We start from the raw sequence: 15219 nt of genomic DNA on the forward strand, positions 1-15219 counted from the left end.
GATTTGGTTTTGGTTACTGACAGATGGTGGGCACGGCGCAAGAGCGCCTTTGCCCACCCTACAAGAGCGTTATTTGTATTCCCGCTCCGTCCACCACGGGAAATAGTCCGGCATATCGCTGGACACCTTGTTCTTGAACTGCGCCGGCCGCTTCTCCAGGAACGACACCACACCTTCCTTCACATCGTCCGAGCGGCCGCGGGTGTAGATGCCACGGCTGTCGACCTTGTGGGCCTCCATCGGATCGTCTGCGCCCATCATGCGCCACATCATCTGGCGGATCAGCGCCACCGATACCGGGGCGGTCTTGGCGGCGAACTCCTTGGCGAGCGCGCGGGCGGTCGGCAAGAGATCATCGGGAGCGACGACCTTGCTGACGAGGCGGCCGGCAAGGGCCTCCTGCGCCGGGAAGACGCGCCCCGAATAGCACCACTCCAGCGCCTGCGAGATGCCGACGATGCGCGGCAGGAACCAGCTTGATGCCGCCTCCGGCACGATGCCGCGCTGGGAGAACACGAAGCCGAAGCGCGCAGCGTCGGAGGCGATGCGGATATCCATCGCGAGCTGCATGGTGACGCCGATGCCGACCGCAGGTCCGTTCACCGCGGCGATCACGGGCTTCAGGCATTTGAAGATGCGCAAGGTCACCTGGCCGCCGCCGTCACGCACCTGCGGATCGCTGTAATCGACCTTGCCGTCGGCGAAGCGCTTCACCAGTCCGCGCCGCGCGTCGCGATCGAACGTGTCGGCGCCCGACGACAGATCAGCGCCCGCGCAAAAACCGCGGCCGGCGCCGGTGACGATGATGGCCCGGACATTGTCGTCCTTGTCGGCAGCGTCGAACGCGTCGATCAGCTCGGCTTGCATCTGCGCGTTGAAGGCGTTGAGCTTGTCGGGCCGGTTCAGCGTGATGGTGAGGATCTGCTCGGCGACCTCGTATTTGATCGTCTCATACGCCATAGGTGGTTTCCTTCCTTTGTTTCTTGTTCCCTCTCTAGCACGTCATTCCGGGGCGCGCCTCTTGGCGCGAGCCCGGAATCCATACTCATTATGGTGGTTATGGATTCCGGGCTCGTCGCTTCGCGACGCCCCGGAATGACGAGAGGCTGGTTACTTCGCCGGCGGTTTCGGCCAGGGCCTCTGCGCCCCGCGCAGGCCCTCAAAGGCCTTGGCCATGCCGAGCACGCCGATATCGTCGAAGCGGCGGCCGACGATCTGCACGCCGATGGGAAAACCCTTGGCATCGAAGCCGCCATTGATGGAGACGGCTGGATTCTCCGACATATTCCACGGCAGGGTATAGGCGATGTGCTCGAACGGCTTCATCGGATCGTTGATCGGCGAGGCCCATTCCGCCGGAAAATTCACGTTCGGCGCGGTCGGCGAGATCACGTAATCGAGCTCGCAGAACAGCTTTGAGGCCGCCGCGCGGATCGCCATGGTCTGGTTGAAGCCGCGGATGACGTCGACGCCCGACAATTTCGCGCCGGACTCGCCCCATTTGAAGATGTAGGGCAGCACCTTTGCCTGTTCGGTCGGCGTCAGCTTCGACAGATCGTCCCACATCCGCGCGCGCCAGAAATTGTCGAGGCCGTCGAGCATCTCGCGGGTGAGGATGCCGTCGACCTCGGTCACGACCGCGCCCGCGGACTCGAACGCCTTCGCGGCCTTTACCGCGACCTCACGCACCGGCTCCTCCAGCGCCATGCCGCATCCGGGATCGAGCATCAGGCCGATGCGCAGCTTGCGCGGCGACTTCTCCGGCCCTTTCCAGTTCAAAGGCTCGGCGGGCAGGCTCATGCCGTCGCGCCGGTCGGGCTTTGCGATCACGCTCATCATCAGTGCGCAATCATCGACGGTGCGGGTCATGGGACCGGCGACGCGGCCGACATAGGTGGGATCGATCGGCACGCGGCCAAAGCTCGGCTTCAACCCGACGAGGCCGCACCAGCCCGCGGGCAGGCGCACCGAGCCGCCGATATCGGTGCCGAGATGCAAGGGACCATAGCCGGCGGCTGCAGCGGCGCCTGCGCCCGCGCTGGAGCCGCCGGGATTCTTGGAGAGGTCCCAGGGGTTGCGCGCGAGCGCATGGAAAGAGGAGAGCCCCGAGGACAGCATGCCGTAATCGGGCATGGTGGTCTTGGCGAAGATCACGGAGCCTGCCTCGCGCAGCCGCGCGGCGGGCGGGGCGTCCTTCTCAGCCGGCACCAGCTTGACGCTGGCCGCGCCGAGCGGGACGGGCACACCCTTGGTCGCGATGTTGTCTTTCATCGTGACCGGCACGCCATCGAGCGGCCCGGAAGGTTCGCCGCCGGTCCAGCGCGCGGTCGAGGCCTTGGCGGCCTCGCGCGCGCCGTCGGGATCGAATGCATAGAGCGCCTTCAGGTGCGGCTCCCACGCAGCGACATGCGCGAGCACGTCCTCCAGCACCTCGCTCGGCGAGAATTGTTTTGCGCGATAGCCCGCGATCAGGTCGACCGCGGACAGATCGTGCAGCGAGGTGACGGCTTCGTCGACGCTCTTGTGCATTGCTAGCTCACCGGCATGCGCGTTTCGATGATCCGGGCGAACATGCTGGCGCCGATCGGCAGGATCTTGTCGTCGAGCACGAAGCCGGGATTGTGCACCGGCACCGAGCCGTCATGGCCGACCCAGAAATAGGCGCCGGGAATGGTCTGCAGCATGTCGGCGAAATCCTCGCTGCCCATCTTCGGCTGCGCGCGCGTGATCACGTTGGCGGGATTGACCACGGTGCGCGCGACTTCCTCGACCACCTTGGACTGCTCGACCTGGTTGACCAGCACGCCGAAGGTGTCGCGGATGTCGGCCTCGATCTCGCACTGATACGCTGCCGCGATGCCGGCGCAGATCGTGCGGATGCGTTGGCTGATCAGGGCGCGGACTTCATCCGAGAAGGTGCGGATGGTGCCGCAAAGATGTGCTTCGCCGGGAATGACGTTGTAGGCAGAACCTGCATGGATCTGGGTGATCGATACCACCGCAGCCTGGAGCGGTTCGACGTTGCGGCTGACGACCGTCTGGATCGCCTGCGCCAGCGTGGTGGCGATGATCACCGCGTCCTTGGAGCGCTCGGGCATGGCGCCATGCGCGCCATAGCCGGTGATGCGGAGGTCGAAGAAGTCGGCGCCGGCCATCGCCGGGCCGGGCAGGATCGCGATCTCGCCATGATTGAGGTCGGGCGCGTTGTGCAGGCCGTAGAGCTCGTCGCAGGGGAACTTCTCGAACAGCCCGTCCTTGATCATCGCACGGGCGCCGCCGAGGCCTTCCTCGGCCGGCTGGAAGATCAGGTGCACGGTGCCGTCGAAATTCCTGGTCTCGGCGAGATAGCGCGCGGTGCCGAGCAGAATGGTGGTGTGGCCGTCATGGCCGCAGCCATGGAAGCGGCCGGGGATCTTCGAGCTCCATTTCAGATTGGTGTTCTCTTCCATCGGCAGCGCGTCCATGTCGGCGCGCAGGCCGATGCGCTTGCTGCCCGAGCCCTTGCCCTTGATGACGCCGATCACGCCGGTGCCGCCAAGGCCGCGATGCACCTCGACGCCCCAGCTCTTCAGCTTGTCGGCGACGATGCCGGAGGTGCGCACTTCCTCGAAGCCGATCTCGGGATGGGCGTGGAGGTCGCGCCTGATGGCAGTGAGTTCGTCGGCGTAGCCGTCGATGCGCTCGATCGTGGGCATGGGTTCCTGTCCGGTTAGCGTGAAGGGGGATTGAAGACGGGGCCGTTCGGCCTGATGCGGATGCCCGGCCGCAGGCGCGTCCAGGGCAGCGAGGCGGTGCCGAGCAGAATGGTGGTGTGGCCGTCATGGCCGCAGCCATGGAAGCGGCCGGGGATCTTCGAGCTCCATTTCAGATTGGTGTTCTCTTCCATCGGCAGCGCGTCCATGTCGGCGCGCAGGCCGATGCGCTTGCTGCCCGAGCCCTTGCCCTTGATGACGCCGATCACGCCGGTGCCGCCAAGGCCGCGATGCACCTCGACGCCCCAGCTCTTCAGCTTGTCGGCGACGATGCCGGAGGTGCGCACTTCCTCGAAGCCGATCTCGGGATGGGCGTGGAGGTCGCGCCTGATGGCAGTGAGTTCGTCGGCGTAGCCGTCGATGCGCTCGATCGTGGGCATGGGTTCCTGTCCGGTTAGCGTGAAGGGGGATTGAAGACGGGGCCGTTCGGCCTGATGCGGATGCCCGGCCGCAGGCGCGTCCAGGGCAGCGAGGCGGTGTCGGCCGGCATCGCGCCGGGCGCGGCGCAGATCATCAGCTTTTCCGCGATCGGCTCGAAGTCGGCGCGGAAATGCACCGAGCTCTTGTTGACCAGGATCTTCTCCTGCGTCGGCTCGATGCCGACATAGCGGTACATTGCCTGGTCTGCGAGCTGGGCCTTGTGCGAGGAGACGACGACGCGGACGTCGCCGATGCGCAGGCACGCCGAGGGGCCCATCTCCATCTCACGGCCGCCATAATAGGGGCCAGGCGCGATGAAGCGGCCGTCGGAGAGTTGTTCGACCACGAAGGTCTCGCGATAGGGCTCGTCGCCGGGAATGCCGGACTTGCCGCCGAGCGCCAGAGTCACGGTGGCGCCGACGCCGGCCGCATGCGCGGCCCTGGCCGATTCCGGATCGTAGATCGCGCCGGTCGCGGCGCTGGCCTTGTTGCGCACCAGCGCGCGCAGCATGCCCGTCGTGTCGGAATCGCCGCCGGCGCCAGGATTGTCCTGGGTGTCCGCGATGATGATCGGCTTGCTCGCGGTCCTCGACAGTTCCATGGCGTGGCGGACGCCGTCGTCGGGCGACCAGATCTTGCCGTCGAAATCGTCCTCGTGGCCTTCGATCAGCTTGACGATGGCATCGGCGGCGCGATCGGCGTCCGCTTGCGTCCTGCCATAGGCGAACACGCTCGGGCCGCAGTGGCGGAAATCGGCCGCCGGAAAGCCCGGCGCGAAGGAGAGGGTGGGAACCGCATCGCTCTCGACGGCGGCGAGCTTCTCGTAGATGCCCTTGGTCGGTTGGTCGTTGGTGCACTGCCAGCTGATCGGGATCAGGAACGGCAATTGCCGGAACGCCTTGGCAAAACGCTGCTTCGTCTTCAGCAGCAGCGCGAGATGGCGCGCGGCGGCGCGGCCGGTGTCGGCCATGTCGACATGGGGGTAGGTGCGGTAGGCGATCAGCGCGTCCGCATGCTCCATCATCTCGGGCGTGACGTTGGCGTGCAGGTCGAGGCTCACGACCAGCGGAACATCCTTGCCGATGACGCGGCGCACGCGCGCCAGAATCTCGCCTTCGCCGTCGTCGAGATGCTCGGTCACCATGGCGCCGTGCAGGTCGAGATAGACCGCGTCGATCGGCCCGGCGGCTTTGATGCCGTCGACCATGACCTTCACGATGCGCTCGAAGGCGTCCCTGGTGACATGCGCCGAAGGGCTCGCGCCGCAGGCGATGGTCGGGATGAGTTCCCAGCCACTGGCCTCGGTGCTGTCGGCGAAACCGGCGAGCCCGACATTGATGCGCCGCATCACCTTCAGCACGTCGGCACCTTCAGTCATCGCCGGCCAGCCGCCGCCATGCTGGAAGTCCGCAAACGTCGCCTTGGTCGGGGCGAAGGTGTTGGTCTCGTGCAGGAAGCCGCCGACGGCGATGCGTGTCATCAATTCAGGTCCAGTCGATCAAGAAGGCGCGACGTTAGCCTCGGCCTTGCGAGGAGAGCAAGGTGGGAAGCACTCGCGCCGCGCATAGGGTCAAGCTGTTTTGGGAATGCTGCGGATGCGGTGGTTGTTGAGCCAGACGCTTCCACATTCTCAGTGTCGTCCCTGCGAACGCAGGGACCCATAACCCCAGGGAGGAGTTTGGCGAAGACCAGTCGTTCGGTACTCCTACCGAACGCAACCGATAGATTCCGCGGTATGGGTCCCTGCGTTCGCAGGGACGACACCGCACGTGTTGCTACACCGCGGCCGCCACTCCCTCCGCCGCCGGTCGGAAGTTCGCAAAATCCCAGTTGCGGCCCGGTGCCGCGTCCAGCAGCGCCCTGGTGTAGGCCTCCTTCGGATGCGTCAGCACTTCGGCGGCGGGGCCCTGTTCGACGACGCGGCCGTGCTGCATCACCACGACCTCGTCGCAGATCTGCGCGGCGACGCGCAGGTCGTGGGTGATGAACAGGATGGCGATGCCGAGCCGCTTCTGGATCTCGTCGAGCAGTTCCAGCACCTGGGCCTGCACCGAGACGTCGAGCGCGGAGACCGCCTCGTCCGCGACCAGCACATCAGGATCGAGCGCGAGCGCGCGCGCAATGGCGATGCGCTGGCGCTGGCCGCCGGAGAACTGGTGCGGATAGCGCGACACCGCGTCGGGGGGCAGGCCGACCAGCTCGAGCAATTCGCGCGCCCGCTTCATCGCATCAGCGTGCGAGATGCCGTAATTGATCGGGCCTTCGGCGATGCTCTCGCCGACGGTGACGCGCGGGTTGAGCGAGCGGTAGGGATCCTGGAACACGATCTGGATCTTCTGCCGGTGCGGCTGGAGCAGGCGGCGCGAGATGTCCGAGATCTCGCGGCCGGCAAGCCGCACGCCGCCGGAGGTCGGATCGATCAGGCGCACGATGCAGCGCGCCACCGTCGACTTGCCGGAGCCGCTCTCGCCGACGATGCCGAGGGTGCGGCCCTTGCGCAGCGTCAGCGTCACCTTGTCGGCGGCGACGACCTCGCGGCCTTTGCCGAAGAAGGCGCGCTCCTTGTAGATCTTGCTGAGGTCATTGGTCTCGAGCACGACGGGCTCGCGGCTCTCCTCGCGCGGCGACCGCGGCACGAGGCTCGGCACCGACGCCAGCAGATTGCGGGTGTAGTCCATCGAGGGATTGCGCAGCACGGTCTCGAGCGGGCCGGTCTCGACCAGCCGTCCCTGCCGCATCACCGCGACGCGGTCGGCGATCTCGGCGACCACGCCCATGTCGTGGGTGATGAACAGCACCGCGGTGCCGTGATCGCGCTGGAGGTCGCGGATCAACGTCAAAATCTGCTTCTGCGTGGTGACGTCGAGCGCGGTGGTCGGCTCGTCCGCGATCAGCAGCTTCGGCTCGAGCACCAGCGCCATCGCGATCATGATGCGCTGGCGCTGGCCGCCGGAGAGGCGATGCGGGTAGGAGGCGAAGATGCGCTCGACCTGGGGCAGGCGCACCTGCTCCATCATGTCGAGGATGCGTTTCTTGCGCGCCTTGGCGTCGAGATCGGTGTGGGCGCGCAGCACCTCGTCGATCTGGCGGCCGACCGGCACCACCGGATTGAGCGCGGTCATCGGCTCCTGGAAGATCATCGCCATCTGCGTCGCGCGCAGCTGCCGCAGGCGGCGGTCGGTCGCGGTGAGCAGCTCCTCGCCGACCAGCTTGATACTGCCGGAGGTCGGCACCAGCGTGCCCTTGGGCAAGAGGCCCATCGTGGTGAGCGAGGTCACCGACTTGCCCGAGCCGCTTTCGCCGACGAGGCACAGCGTCTCGCGCTCGCGCACCTGGATCGAGATGCCGTCGATGATCTTCGCGCCGCTCGGCTTCTTGCCGACGGAGACGACGAGGTTGTTGATGTCGAGAACGGGATTGGTCATCAGGTCACTCCGTCGTCATTGCGAGAAGCGAAGCGACGAAGCAATCCAGAATCTTTCCGCGGAGGCAGACTGTATTGCTTCGCTTCGCTCGCAATGACGGAACAAGGGGATGGGCCGGCGAAACAAATCACTTCCCCTCCCGCTGCTTCATGCGGGGATCGAGAGCGTCGCGGGCGGCGTCGCCGATCAGGTTGATGCTGAGGATGGCGATCGAGAGCAAAAGGCCCGGCCAGAAGATCAGCGACGGCTTGATCTGGAAGTACTGGCGGCCCTCGGCCATGATGTTGCCCCAGGTCGGCGTCTCCGGCGAGATGCCGGCGCCGAGGAAGGACAGGATGGCCTCGGTCAGGATCGCGGAGGCGCAGACATAGGTGCCCTGGACGATCAGCGGCGCGATCGTGTTCGGCATCAGATGCCGCCACATGATCTTCGGCAGGGACGAGCCGACCGAGATCGCAGCTTCCACATAGGGCTCCTCGCGCGCCGACAGCACGACCGAGCGCACCAGGCGCGCCACGCGCGGAATTTCAGGGATGGTGATCGCGACCAGCACGGTCCAGATGCTGGCGCCGGACAGCGACACCACGGCGATCGCGAGCAGGATGCTCGGCATCGCCATCAGGCCGTCCATGATGCGCATCATGACGGCGTCGACCAGCTTGAAGAAGCCGGAGACGAGGCCGATGATGAGGCCAATGGCGATCGACAGGATCGCCGAGCCGATGCCGATCAGCAGCGACACGCGGCCGCCATAGACGACGCGCGACAAGAGGTCGCGGCCGTAGGCGTCGGTGCCGAGCAGGTACTGCGCCGAGGACGGCTTCAGCCGCTGCGAGGGCGCAAGCTGGATCGGGTCGTGCGGCGCGATCAGCGGCGCCAGGATCGAGATCAGCACGATCAGGGCGAGCAGCACCGTGGCCACCGCGATGATCGGCGTCGAGGTGAGGAATCCGAATCGCGGCCGCAGCGGCGAGGTGATCGGAATGGAGGACCGGGGAAGGCTATCGACAGACATTGTTGTTATCCTTAGCCCTAGTACCGGATCCGGGGATCGAGCAGCGTGTAGGCAACGTCGATCAGGAGGTTGACGACGACATAGATCAGCGACGTCAAAAGGATCATCGCCTGGATCACCGGATAGTCGCGCGCCAGCACCGCATCGACGGTGAGGCGGCCGATGCCTGGGATGTTGAACACGCTCTCGGTGACGACGACGCCGGAGATCAGCAGCGCAAAGCCGGTGCCGATCACGGTGATCACGGGCACGGCGGCGTTGCGCAGCGCGTGCCGCATCATCACCGCGACCTCGTTGATGCCCTTCGCGCGCGCCGTGCGGACGTAGTCCTCGCCGAGCACGTCGAGCATGGCGGCGCGCGTCATGCGCGCGATCAGCGCGATGTAGATGAAGGAGAGGGCGCAGGTCGGCAGGATGATGCGCTCGAAGAACGGACCGAAGCCGTTCGAGATGCTCTTGAAGCCCTGTACCGGCACCCAGCGCAGGTCGATGGCGAAGACCTCGATCAGGATGTAGCCGACCACGAACACCGGCACCGAGAAGCCGAGCACCGACAGGCCCATCACGAAACGGTCGATCCAGGTGCCGTGCTTCCACGCCGCGATCACGCCCAGGGGCACGGCGACGATGACGGCGAGGATGATGGTGCACAGCGCGATCGAGATCGACGGCTCGACGCGCTGGCCGATCATCTTCATCACCGGCAGGTTGGAGATCAGCGATGTGCCGAGGTCGCCGTGCAAGAGCTTGTTCACCCAGGTGATGAACTGCACGATCAGCGGCTCGTTGAGGCCGAGCGAGGCGCGGATGCGCTCCAGCCGTTCCGGCGTCGCGTTGTCGCCGGCGAGAATCGCGGCGGGATCGCCGGGGGTGAGGCGCAGCAGGAGGAAGACGAACAGCGCCACGACGCCCATCACGGGCACGGCGGCGAAAATTCGGCGAACGAGATATCCCAGCAAGTTGGATCCGTCAGATTAGAGACAAATTGTGGCAGGGCCTTCGGCAGGTTGCCATCAGCCTAACATTTCAGCAATTCCCGTGCCATCCGGGCCACAGGTTTTGCGGTACCGGTCTTCGTAGGGTGGGCAAAGCGGAGCGTGCCCACCACAGAGCTTGCAAGGTGCAGAATGGTGGGCACGGCGCTCCGCGCCTTTGCCCACCCTACAGGACCTGCAAATTCCTCACTCCAGCGTCGCCAGCAGGCCCGCCATCAGCCGGCCGCGCTCAACCAGGCTTTCGACCTCGATATACTCTTCCAGCGTGTGGCCGTTGCCGCCACGCACGCCCAGGCCGTCGAGCGTCGGAATCCCCATGGCGCCGGTGAAGTTGCCGTCGGAGCCGCCGCCGGCGCTGGCATGCGGCAGCTCGGCGCCGAGCGACTTGGCGACGCCGCGCGCCTTTTCATAGAGCGCCATGGTGCCGGCATCCGGTTCCCACACCGGACGCGTCACGCCGCGCGTGACCTTGAAGGCGACGTCGTTGGTGGTGCCAGACAGCGCCAGCATCCGCTCGACGCCGCGATCGAGATCGGCCTGGCGCTTGGCCATGGAGAGTGCTTCGCCGGTCGCGGTCGTGGCAACGCAATTGACCCATTGTCCGCCATGCACGACACCGACCGAGAAAGTGCAATCCTCCGTCGTCATCGCGTCGATGGCGAGGATCTGCCGGGCCATCTCGCGGATCGCCGAGCGCCCCGCCGACAATGTCGCGCCGGCATGGCTCGGCCGGCCCGTCGCCTCGAGATTGAATCGTGCGATGGCGTAACGTCCGGTGGTGACGCCGTTGTCGGCGCGGCCAGGCTCGGGCACCAGCACGTATTTGTTGCGCGCAGCTTCCGCCTCGATGATGTCACGCGTCGAGGGCGTGCCGACTTCCTCATCCGGCGTGAACAGCACGGTGATCGGCAGCGGCGTGGTGAAGGCGGCGCGCGCCAGCTGCCGGATCGCTTCCAGCGAGAGGTAGTTGCCGCCCTTCATGTCGTAGATGCCGGGGCCGTAGCACTTGTTGCCCTCGCGCCGCCATTTCAGCTTCTCGATGGTGCCGACCGGGTGGACGGTATCCATGTGGCCGGCGATCAGGATGCCGGGCTCGCCCTGCTTCGGGTGCGGGAAGCGCGCGCGGATGACGCCGCCGAAGCCCTGGCGGCCGACGATGCGTTCGATCGTCGCACCCATGATCGCCATATCCCGCGCTGCGATATCGAGCATGCGGTTGACCGCATCTGCGTCCCATGTCGGGCTTTCGCACTCCACCCAGGTGCGCAGGCCCGCGAGCATGGCCTCGGAATCGAAGGGAAGATTGGCTGGATTCATCTCAATGTCTCTCAGGCTTCGAAAGTGGAACGCGCATTGCATCGGTGCAGCGGGACGAACGGAGAGAGTTGTAGAGCCAAATCGATCCTTGTGGAGCCCGTGCGCGCGCCGCCAGGGCTTGCAGTGAAACCGGATTGACGGGCTCAAGACTGTCTGCAAGTCTCGAAAAGATAAAGGCATTGCATGAGGTTGGTTCGCCCAAAGAACGGACCGGATGCTCAACCAATAATCTGCCTTTGAACAGTTTCACGTCAGGAGAAACTTTCCATGTTCCACTTCATGCGCCGGAGGCCTCGCGCGTTCGCCTCCAAACTTGCGTTGTCGGTCGTCGCGCTTTCGGTCGGCCTGGCTTCGCCGGTGCTTGCGGCCGACAAGACCATCACGGCCGTGATGCATTCGGACCTGCGCATCATCGATCCGATCTTCACCACAGCCTATATCACGCGCGACCACGGCTACATGGTCTACGACACGCTGGTGGCCACCGATTCGAACTTCAAGGTCCAGCCGCAGATGGCGGACTGGAAGGTCTCCGACGACAAGCTCACCTACACCTTCACCCTGCGCGACGGCCTGAAGTGGCATGACGGCGCGCCGGTGACGGCGGAAGACTGCGTCGCCTCGCTCAAGCGCTGGGCTGCGGTCGACGGCATGGGCCAGAAGCTGATGGACTTCACCGCGAGCCTCGAGGCGACCGATGCCAAGACCATCACGCTGAAGCTCAAGGAGCCCTATGGCCTCGTGCTGGACTCCATCGGAAAGCCTTCCTCGCGCGTCGCCTTCATGATGCCGAAGCGTCTTGCCGAGACGCCGCCGGACAAGCAGATCCCCGAGCAGATCGGCTCCGGCCCCTTCAAGTTCGTGCAGTCGGAATTCCAGCCGGGCGTGAAGGCGGTCTACGTCAAGAATACCGACTACGTGCCGCGCAAGGAGCCGTCGAGCTGGACCTCCGGCGGCAAGGTGGTGAAGGTCGACCGCGTCGAGTGGATCACCATGCCGGACTCGCAGACGGCCGTGAACGCGTTGCAGTCGGGCGACATCGATTTCGTGGAAAATCTGCCCTACGACATGCTGCCGGTGCTGGAAGCGAACAAGGAGCTCATGATCGACGTCTCCAACAAGTTCGGGTACCAGACGCTCGGGCGCATGAACTTCCTCTATCCGCCCTTCGACAACGTCAAGGTGCGCCGCGCCGCCTTCCTGGCGATGAACCAGAAGGACGTGCTCGACGCGCTGATTGGCAACGCCAAATATCAGAAAGTCTGCGGCGCGTTCTTCGTCTGCGACACGCCGCTCGCGACCGACGTCGGCGCCGAGAGCCTGATCAAGGGCAACGGCATGGCGGAAGCCAAGAAGGCGCTTGCCGAATCCGGCTATGACGGCACGCCGGTGGTGATCATGGGGCCCGGCGACGTCACCACGCTGAAGGCGCAGCCGATCGTGGCGGCCCAGCTCCTGCGCGAAGCCGGCTTCAAGGTCGACTTCCAGGCGACCGACTGGCAGACCGTGGTGAGCCGCCGCGCCAGCCAGAAGCCGCCGAAGGAGGGCGGCTGGAACATGTTCTTCACCAACTGGGTTGCGGCCGACGTCTCCAACCCGATCGCCAATCTCTCGATCGGCGGTCAGGGCAAGAAGGGCTGGTTCGGCTGGGCGGAAAACGCCAAGATCGAGCAGCTCAAGGATGCCTTCGTCCGCGCGGCTTCGCTCGACGATCAGAAGAAGATCGCGGCCGAGATCCAGAAGGAGGCCTATGACCAGGTGATCTACATTCCGCTCGGTCAGTATCTTCTGCCGAGCGGCTGGCGCAAGTCGCTCACCGGCGTGCTCGACGGCCCGGCAACGCCGGTGTTCTGGAACATCGACAAGTCCGAGTGAGGCGAGGGCACGCCCCGCATCCTTCGTACCGATCGTCACGCGGCGCCGCTGTCACCGGCGGCGCCGCTCGCCAGGAGAATTTCCAGGCGAACTTCCCAAGGAGAATTTCCCAAGAGAGCCTCAAGAAAACTTGCCAGGAGAACTTCAGTGTTCCAACTCATGCGCCGGCGGCGTCGGGCGTTCGCCTCCATACTTGCGATTTCAGTCGTGGCGCTTTCGGCACTGGCCTCGCCAGCTCTTGCCGCAGGCAAGACCATCACCGCCGTGATGCATTCGGACCTGCGCGTCCTCGATCCGATTTTCACCAGCGCCTATATCTCGCGTGATCATGGCTACATGATCTACGACACGCTGATCGCGACGGATGCGAACTTCAAGATCCAGCCGCAGATGGCGGACTGGAAGATCTCCGACGACAAGCTGACCTACACCTTCACGCTGCGCGATGGCCTGAAATGGCATGACGGCACGCCGGTCACCGCGGAAGATTGCGTTGCTTCGCTGAAGCGCTGGGCCGTTGTCGATAGCATGGGGCAGCAGATGATGCTGTTCACCGCGAGCATCGAGGCGACCGATGCCAAGACCATCACGCTGAAGCTGAAGGAGCCGTACGCGCTCGTGCTGGAAGCGATCGGCAAGCCGTCCTCGCGGGTGGCTTTCATGATGCCAAAGCGCCTCGCCGAGACGCCGGCGGACAAGCAGATCTCCGAGCAGATCGGCTCCGGCCCCTTCAAGTTCGTGCAGTCGGAATTCCAGCCCGGGGTGAAGTCGGTCTACGTCAAGAACACCGATTACGTGCCGCGCAAGGAGCCGGCGAGCTGGACCGCCGGCGGCAAGGTCGCGAAGGTCGATCGCGTCGAATGGATTACGATGCCGGACCCGCAGACAGCGTTGAACGCGCTGCAGTCGGGCGACATCGATTTCATGGAAAATCCCGCGATCGAAATGTTGCCCACCATCGAAGCCGACAAGGAGCTCAAGCTCGAGATCCTGAACAAGTTCGGCTTCCAGACGGGCGCTCGGATGAACTTCCTTCATCCGCCGTTCGATAACGTCAAGGTCCGTCGCGCAGCACTCCTGGCCGTCAACCAGAAGGACGTGCTCGATGCGCTGATCGGCAATCCCAAGTACTACAAGGCTTGCGCGGCGGTCTTCATCTGCGACACGCCGTTCGCGACAGAGGTTGCCGGTGAGACCCTTGCCAAGGGCGGCGACATGGCTGCGGCCAGGAAGGCGCTCGCCGAGTCCGGTTACGATGGGACGCCCGTCGTGCTCATGGCGCCGGGCGACGTGCTGACACTGAAGGCCCAACCGATCGTGGTGGCCCAGCAACTGCGCGAAGCCGGCTTCACGGTCGATTTACAGGCCACCGACTGGCAGACGGTGGTGAGCCGGCGCGCCAGCCAGAAGCCCCCGAAAGAGGGCGGCTGGAACATGTTCATCACCAACTGGGTCAGCGCCGACGTGTCGAACCCGATCTCCAACATTGCTGTCGGCGGGCAGGGCAAGAAGGGCGGCTGGTTCGGCTGGGCGGAGGATGCCAGGGTGGAGCAGCTCAAGGACGCCTTCGTTCGCGCGGCCTCGCTCGACGATCAGAAGAAGATCGCGACCGAGATCCAGAAGGAGACCTATGACCAGGTGCTCTACGTCCCGCTGGGCCAGTTTCAGGCGCCGAGCGCGTGGCGCAAGTCGCTCTCCGGTGTGATCGACGGTCCAGCAACGCCGGTGTTCTGGAATATCGACAAGTCCGAGTAGGACTTGGGCCGACAAGGCGCAGCCGTGGCCTGATCGAGGCAAGCTGAACGAAAGCGAGGTCGTTCGCTGCCAGCTTGTCGTAGCGTGTTGCAACCCGACGGCAGAGACAAGGACTGAAGCAGATCTGGTCGTTGCGATTCCTTTTCGGCGGGATGTTGGCCCATGCGCTCTTTTTCATGGCCAGTCCCCTGATCCAGTCGGCGATCATAGCCACGATCGGCAATCAGCCGTTTCGCGCCAGGAAAACTGCAGAAGGCTCCACCTCGATGAGGAACTCATCCTTGGCCAGGTTTGGCACTCCGATCCAGGTTGTGCACGGTGGATTATCGCCGAACGCCGCTTTGAGGGCACCGCTAATTGCTTTGCCTTCGTGTAGGTGACTCTGCTTGATGTAGAGCCGCAACGCACCGACCTGATCGAGCTTCGCACCAACCGATGCAAGCGCAACGCTAAGATTCTCTAGGCTCTTGCTGAGTTGACGGCCGATGTCGCCAGCGCCAACGACGTTCTGTTCTGCGTCCCAAGCAACCTGGCCGGACACATACACAACGTCGCCAAACGGTGTGGGGACAGTAGCAACCTGCGCGAAACCGTAGCGCAAGCTATCGAAGATTCCGACAGGAACATGCACCGATCGGCTCATGAAGGCTCCCTTGGCGTTTGCT

The 15219-nt window shown here is 64.8% G+C and carries 11 protein-coding genes and 2 pseudogenes; 2 read left to right on the plus strand and 11 right to left on the minus strand.

Annotation, left to right across the window (positions count from 1 at the left end; genetic code table 11):
• Positions 1–69: 69 nt before the first annotated feature.
• From AAFG16_RS20515 to AAFG16_RS20555, 9 genes and pseudogenes are all read right to left on the minus strand, one after another.
• Positions 70–960, minus strand: a complete 891-nt coding sequence (locus tag AAFG16_RS20515; protein WP_342740341.1) for a crotonase/enoyl-CoA hydratase family protein — start codon at positions 958–960, stop codon at positions 70–72.
• Between the two features lie 150 nt (positions 961–1110).
• Positions 1111–2529 carry an amidase gene (locus AAFG16_RS20520; protein ID WP_342740342.1) on the minus strand — a complete coding sequence of 473 codons (1419 nt, stop codon included), beginning with the start codon at positions 2527–2529 and terminating at the stop codon, positions 1111–1113.
• 2 nt (positions 2530–2531) lie between these two features.
• Complete coding sequence (locus AAFG16_RS20525; protein ID WP_342740343.1) at positions 2532–3695, minus strand: M20 aminoacylase family protein; 1164 nt, start codon at positions 3693–3695, stop codon at positions 2532–2534.
• A gap of 92 nt (positions 3696–3787) precedes the next feature.
• A pseudogene (locus tag AAFG16_RS20530) lies at positions 3788–4132 on the minus strand (M20/M25/M40 family metallo-hydrolase); the annotation flags it as partial.
• 14 nt (positions 4133–4146) lie between these two features.
• Complete coding sequence (locus tag AAFG16_RS20535) at positions 4147–5652, minus strand: M81 family metallopeptidase (protein WP_342740344.1); 1506 nt, start codon at positions 5650–5652, stop codon at positions 4147–4149.
• A gap of 295 nt (positions 5653–5947) precedes the next feature.
• Positions 5948–7597, minus strand: a complete 1650-nt coding sequence (locus AAFG16_RS20540) for an ABC transporter ATP-binding protein (protein WP_342740345.1) — start codon at positions 7595–7597, stop codon at positions 5948–5950.
• Positions 7598–7724: 127 nt separating this feature from the next.
• Complete coding sequence (locus AAFG16_RS20545; protein WP_283086088.1) at positions 7725–8612, minus strand: ABC transporter permease; 888 nt, start codon at positions 8610–8612, stop codon at positions 7725–7727.
• 17 nt (positions 8613–8629) lie between these two features.
• Positions 8630–9571, minus strand: a complete 942-nt coding sequence (locus AAFG16_RS20550; protein ID WP_283086089.1) for an ABC transporter permease — start codon at positions 9569–9571, stop codon at positions 8630–8632.
• 222 nt (positions 9572–9793) lie between these two features.
• Positions 9794–10924 (minus strand): M20/M25/M40 family metallo-hydrolase, encoded by a 1131-nt coding sequence (locus AAFG16_RS20555; protein WP_342740346.1) that lies wholly within the window; start codon positions 10922–10924, stop codon positions 9794–9796.
• 267 nt (positions 10925–11191) lie between these two features.
• On the opposite strand from AAFG16_RS20555, the gene AAFG16_RS20560 reads away from it, so the two are divergent.
• Together AAFG16_RS20560 and AAFG16_RS20565 are read left to right on the plus strand one after the other, a co-directional pair.
• Positions 11192–12799 (plus strand): ABC transporter substrate-binding protein, encoded by a 1608-nt coding sequence (locus AAFG16_RS20560; protein ID WP_342740347.1) that lies wholly within the window; start codon positions 11192–11194, stop codon positions 12797–12799.
• Between the two features lie 147 nt (positions 12800–12946).
• Positions 12947–14554, plus strand: coding sequence for an ABC transporter substrate-binding protein (locus AAFG16_RS20565; protein WP_342740348.1), 1608 nt, complete (start codon positions 12947–12949; stop codon positions 14552–14554).
• Between the two features lie 34 nt (positions 14555–14588).
• Here AAFG16_RS20565 and AAFG16_RS20570 read toward each other — a convergent pair.
• Both AAFG16_RS20570 and AAFG16_RS20575 read right to left on the minus strand, forming a co-directional pair.
• A pseudogene (locus tag AAFG16_RS20570) lies at positions 14589–14711 on the minus strand (IS5/IS1182 family transposase); the annotation flags it as partial.
• A 66-nt stretch (positions 14712–14777) separates the two neighbouring features.
• Positions 14778–15197, minus strand: coding sequence for a Rid family hydrolase (locus tag AAFG16_RS20575; protein ID WP_342740349.1), 420 nt, complete (start codon positions 15195–15197; stop codon positions 14778–14780).
• Positions 15198–15219 lie beyond the last annotated feature (22 nt).

Source organism: Bradyrhizobium sp. B117 (assembly GCF_038969555.1).
In the GTDB taxonomy this organism is placed as follows: domain Bacteria; phylum Pseudomonadota; class Alphaproteobacteria; order Rhizobiales; family Xanthobacteraceae; genus Bradyrhizobium.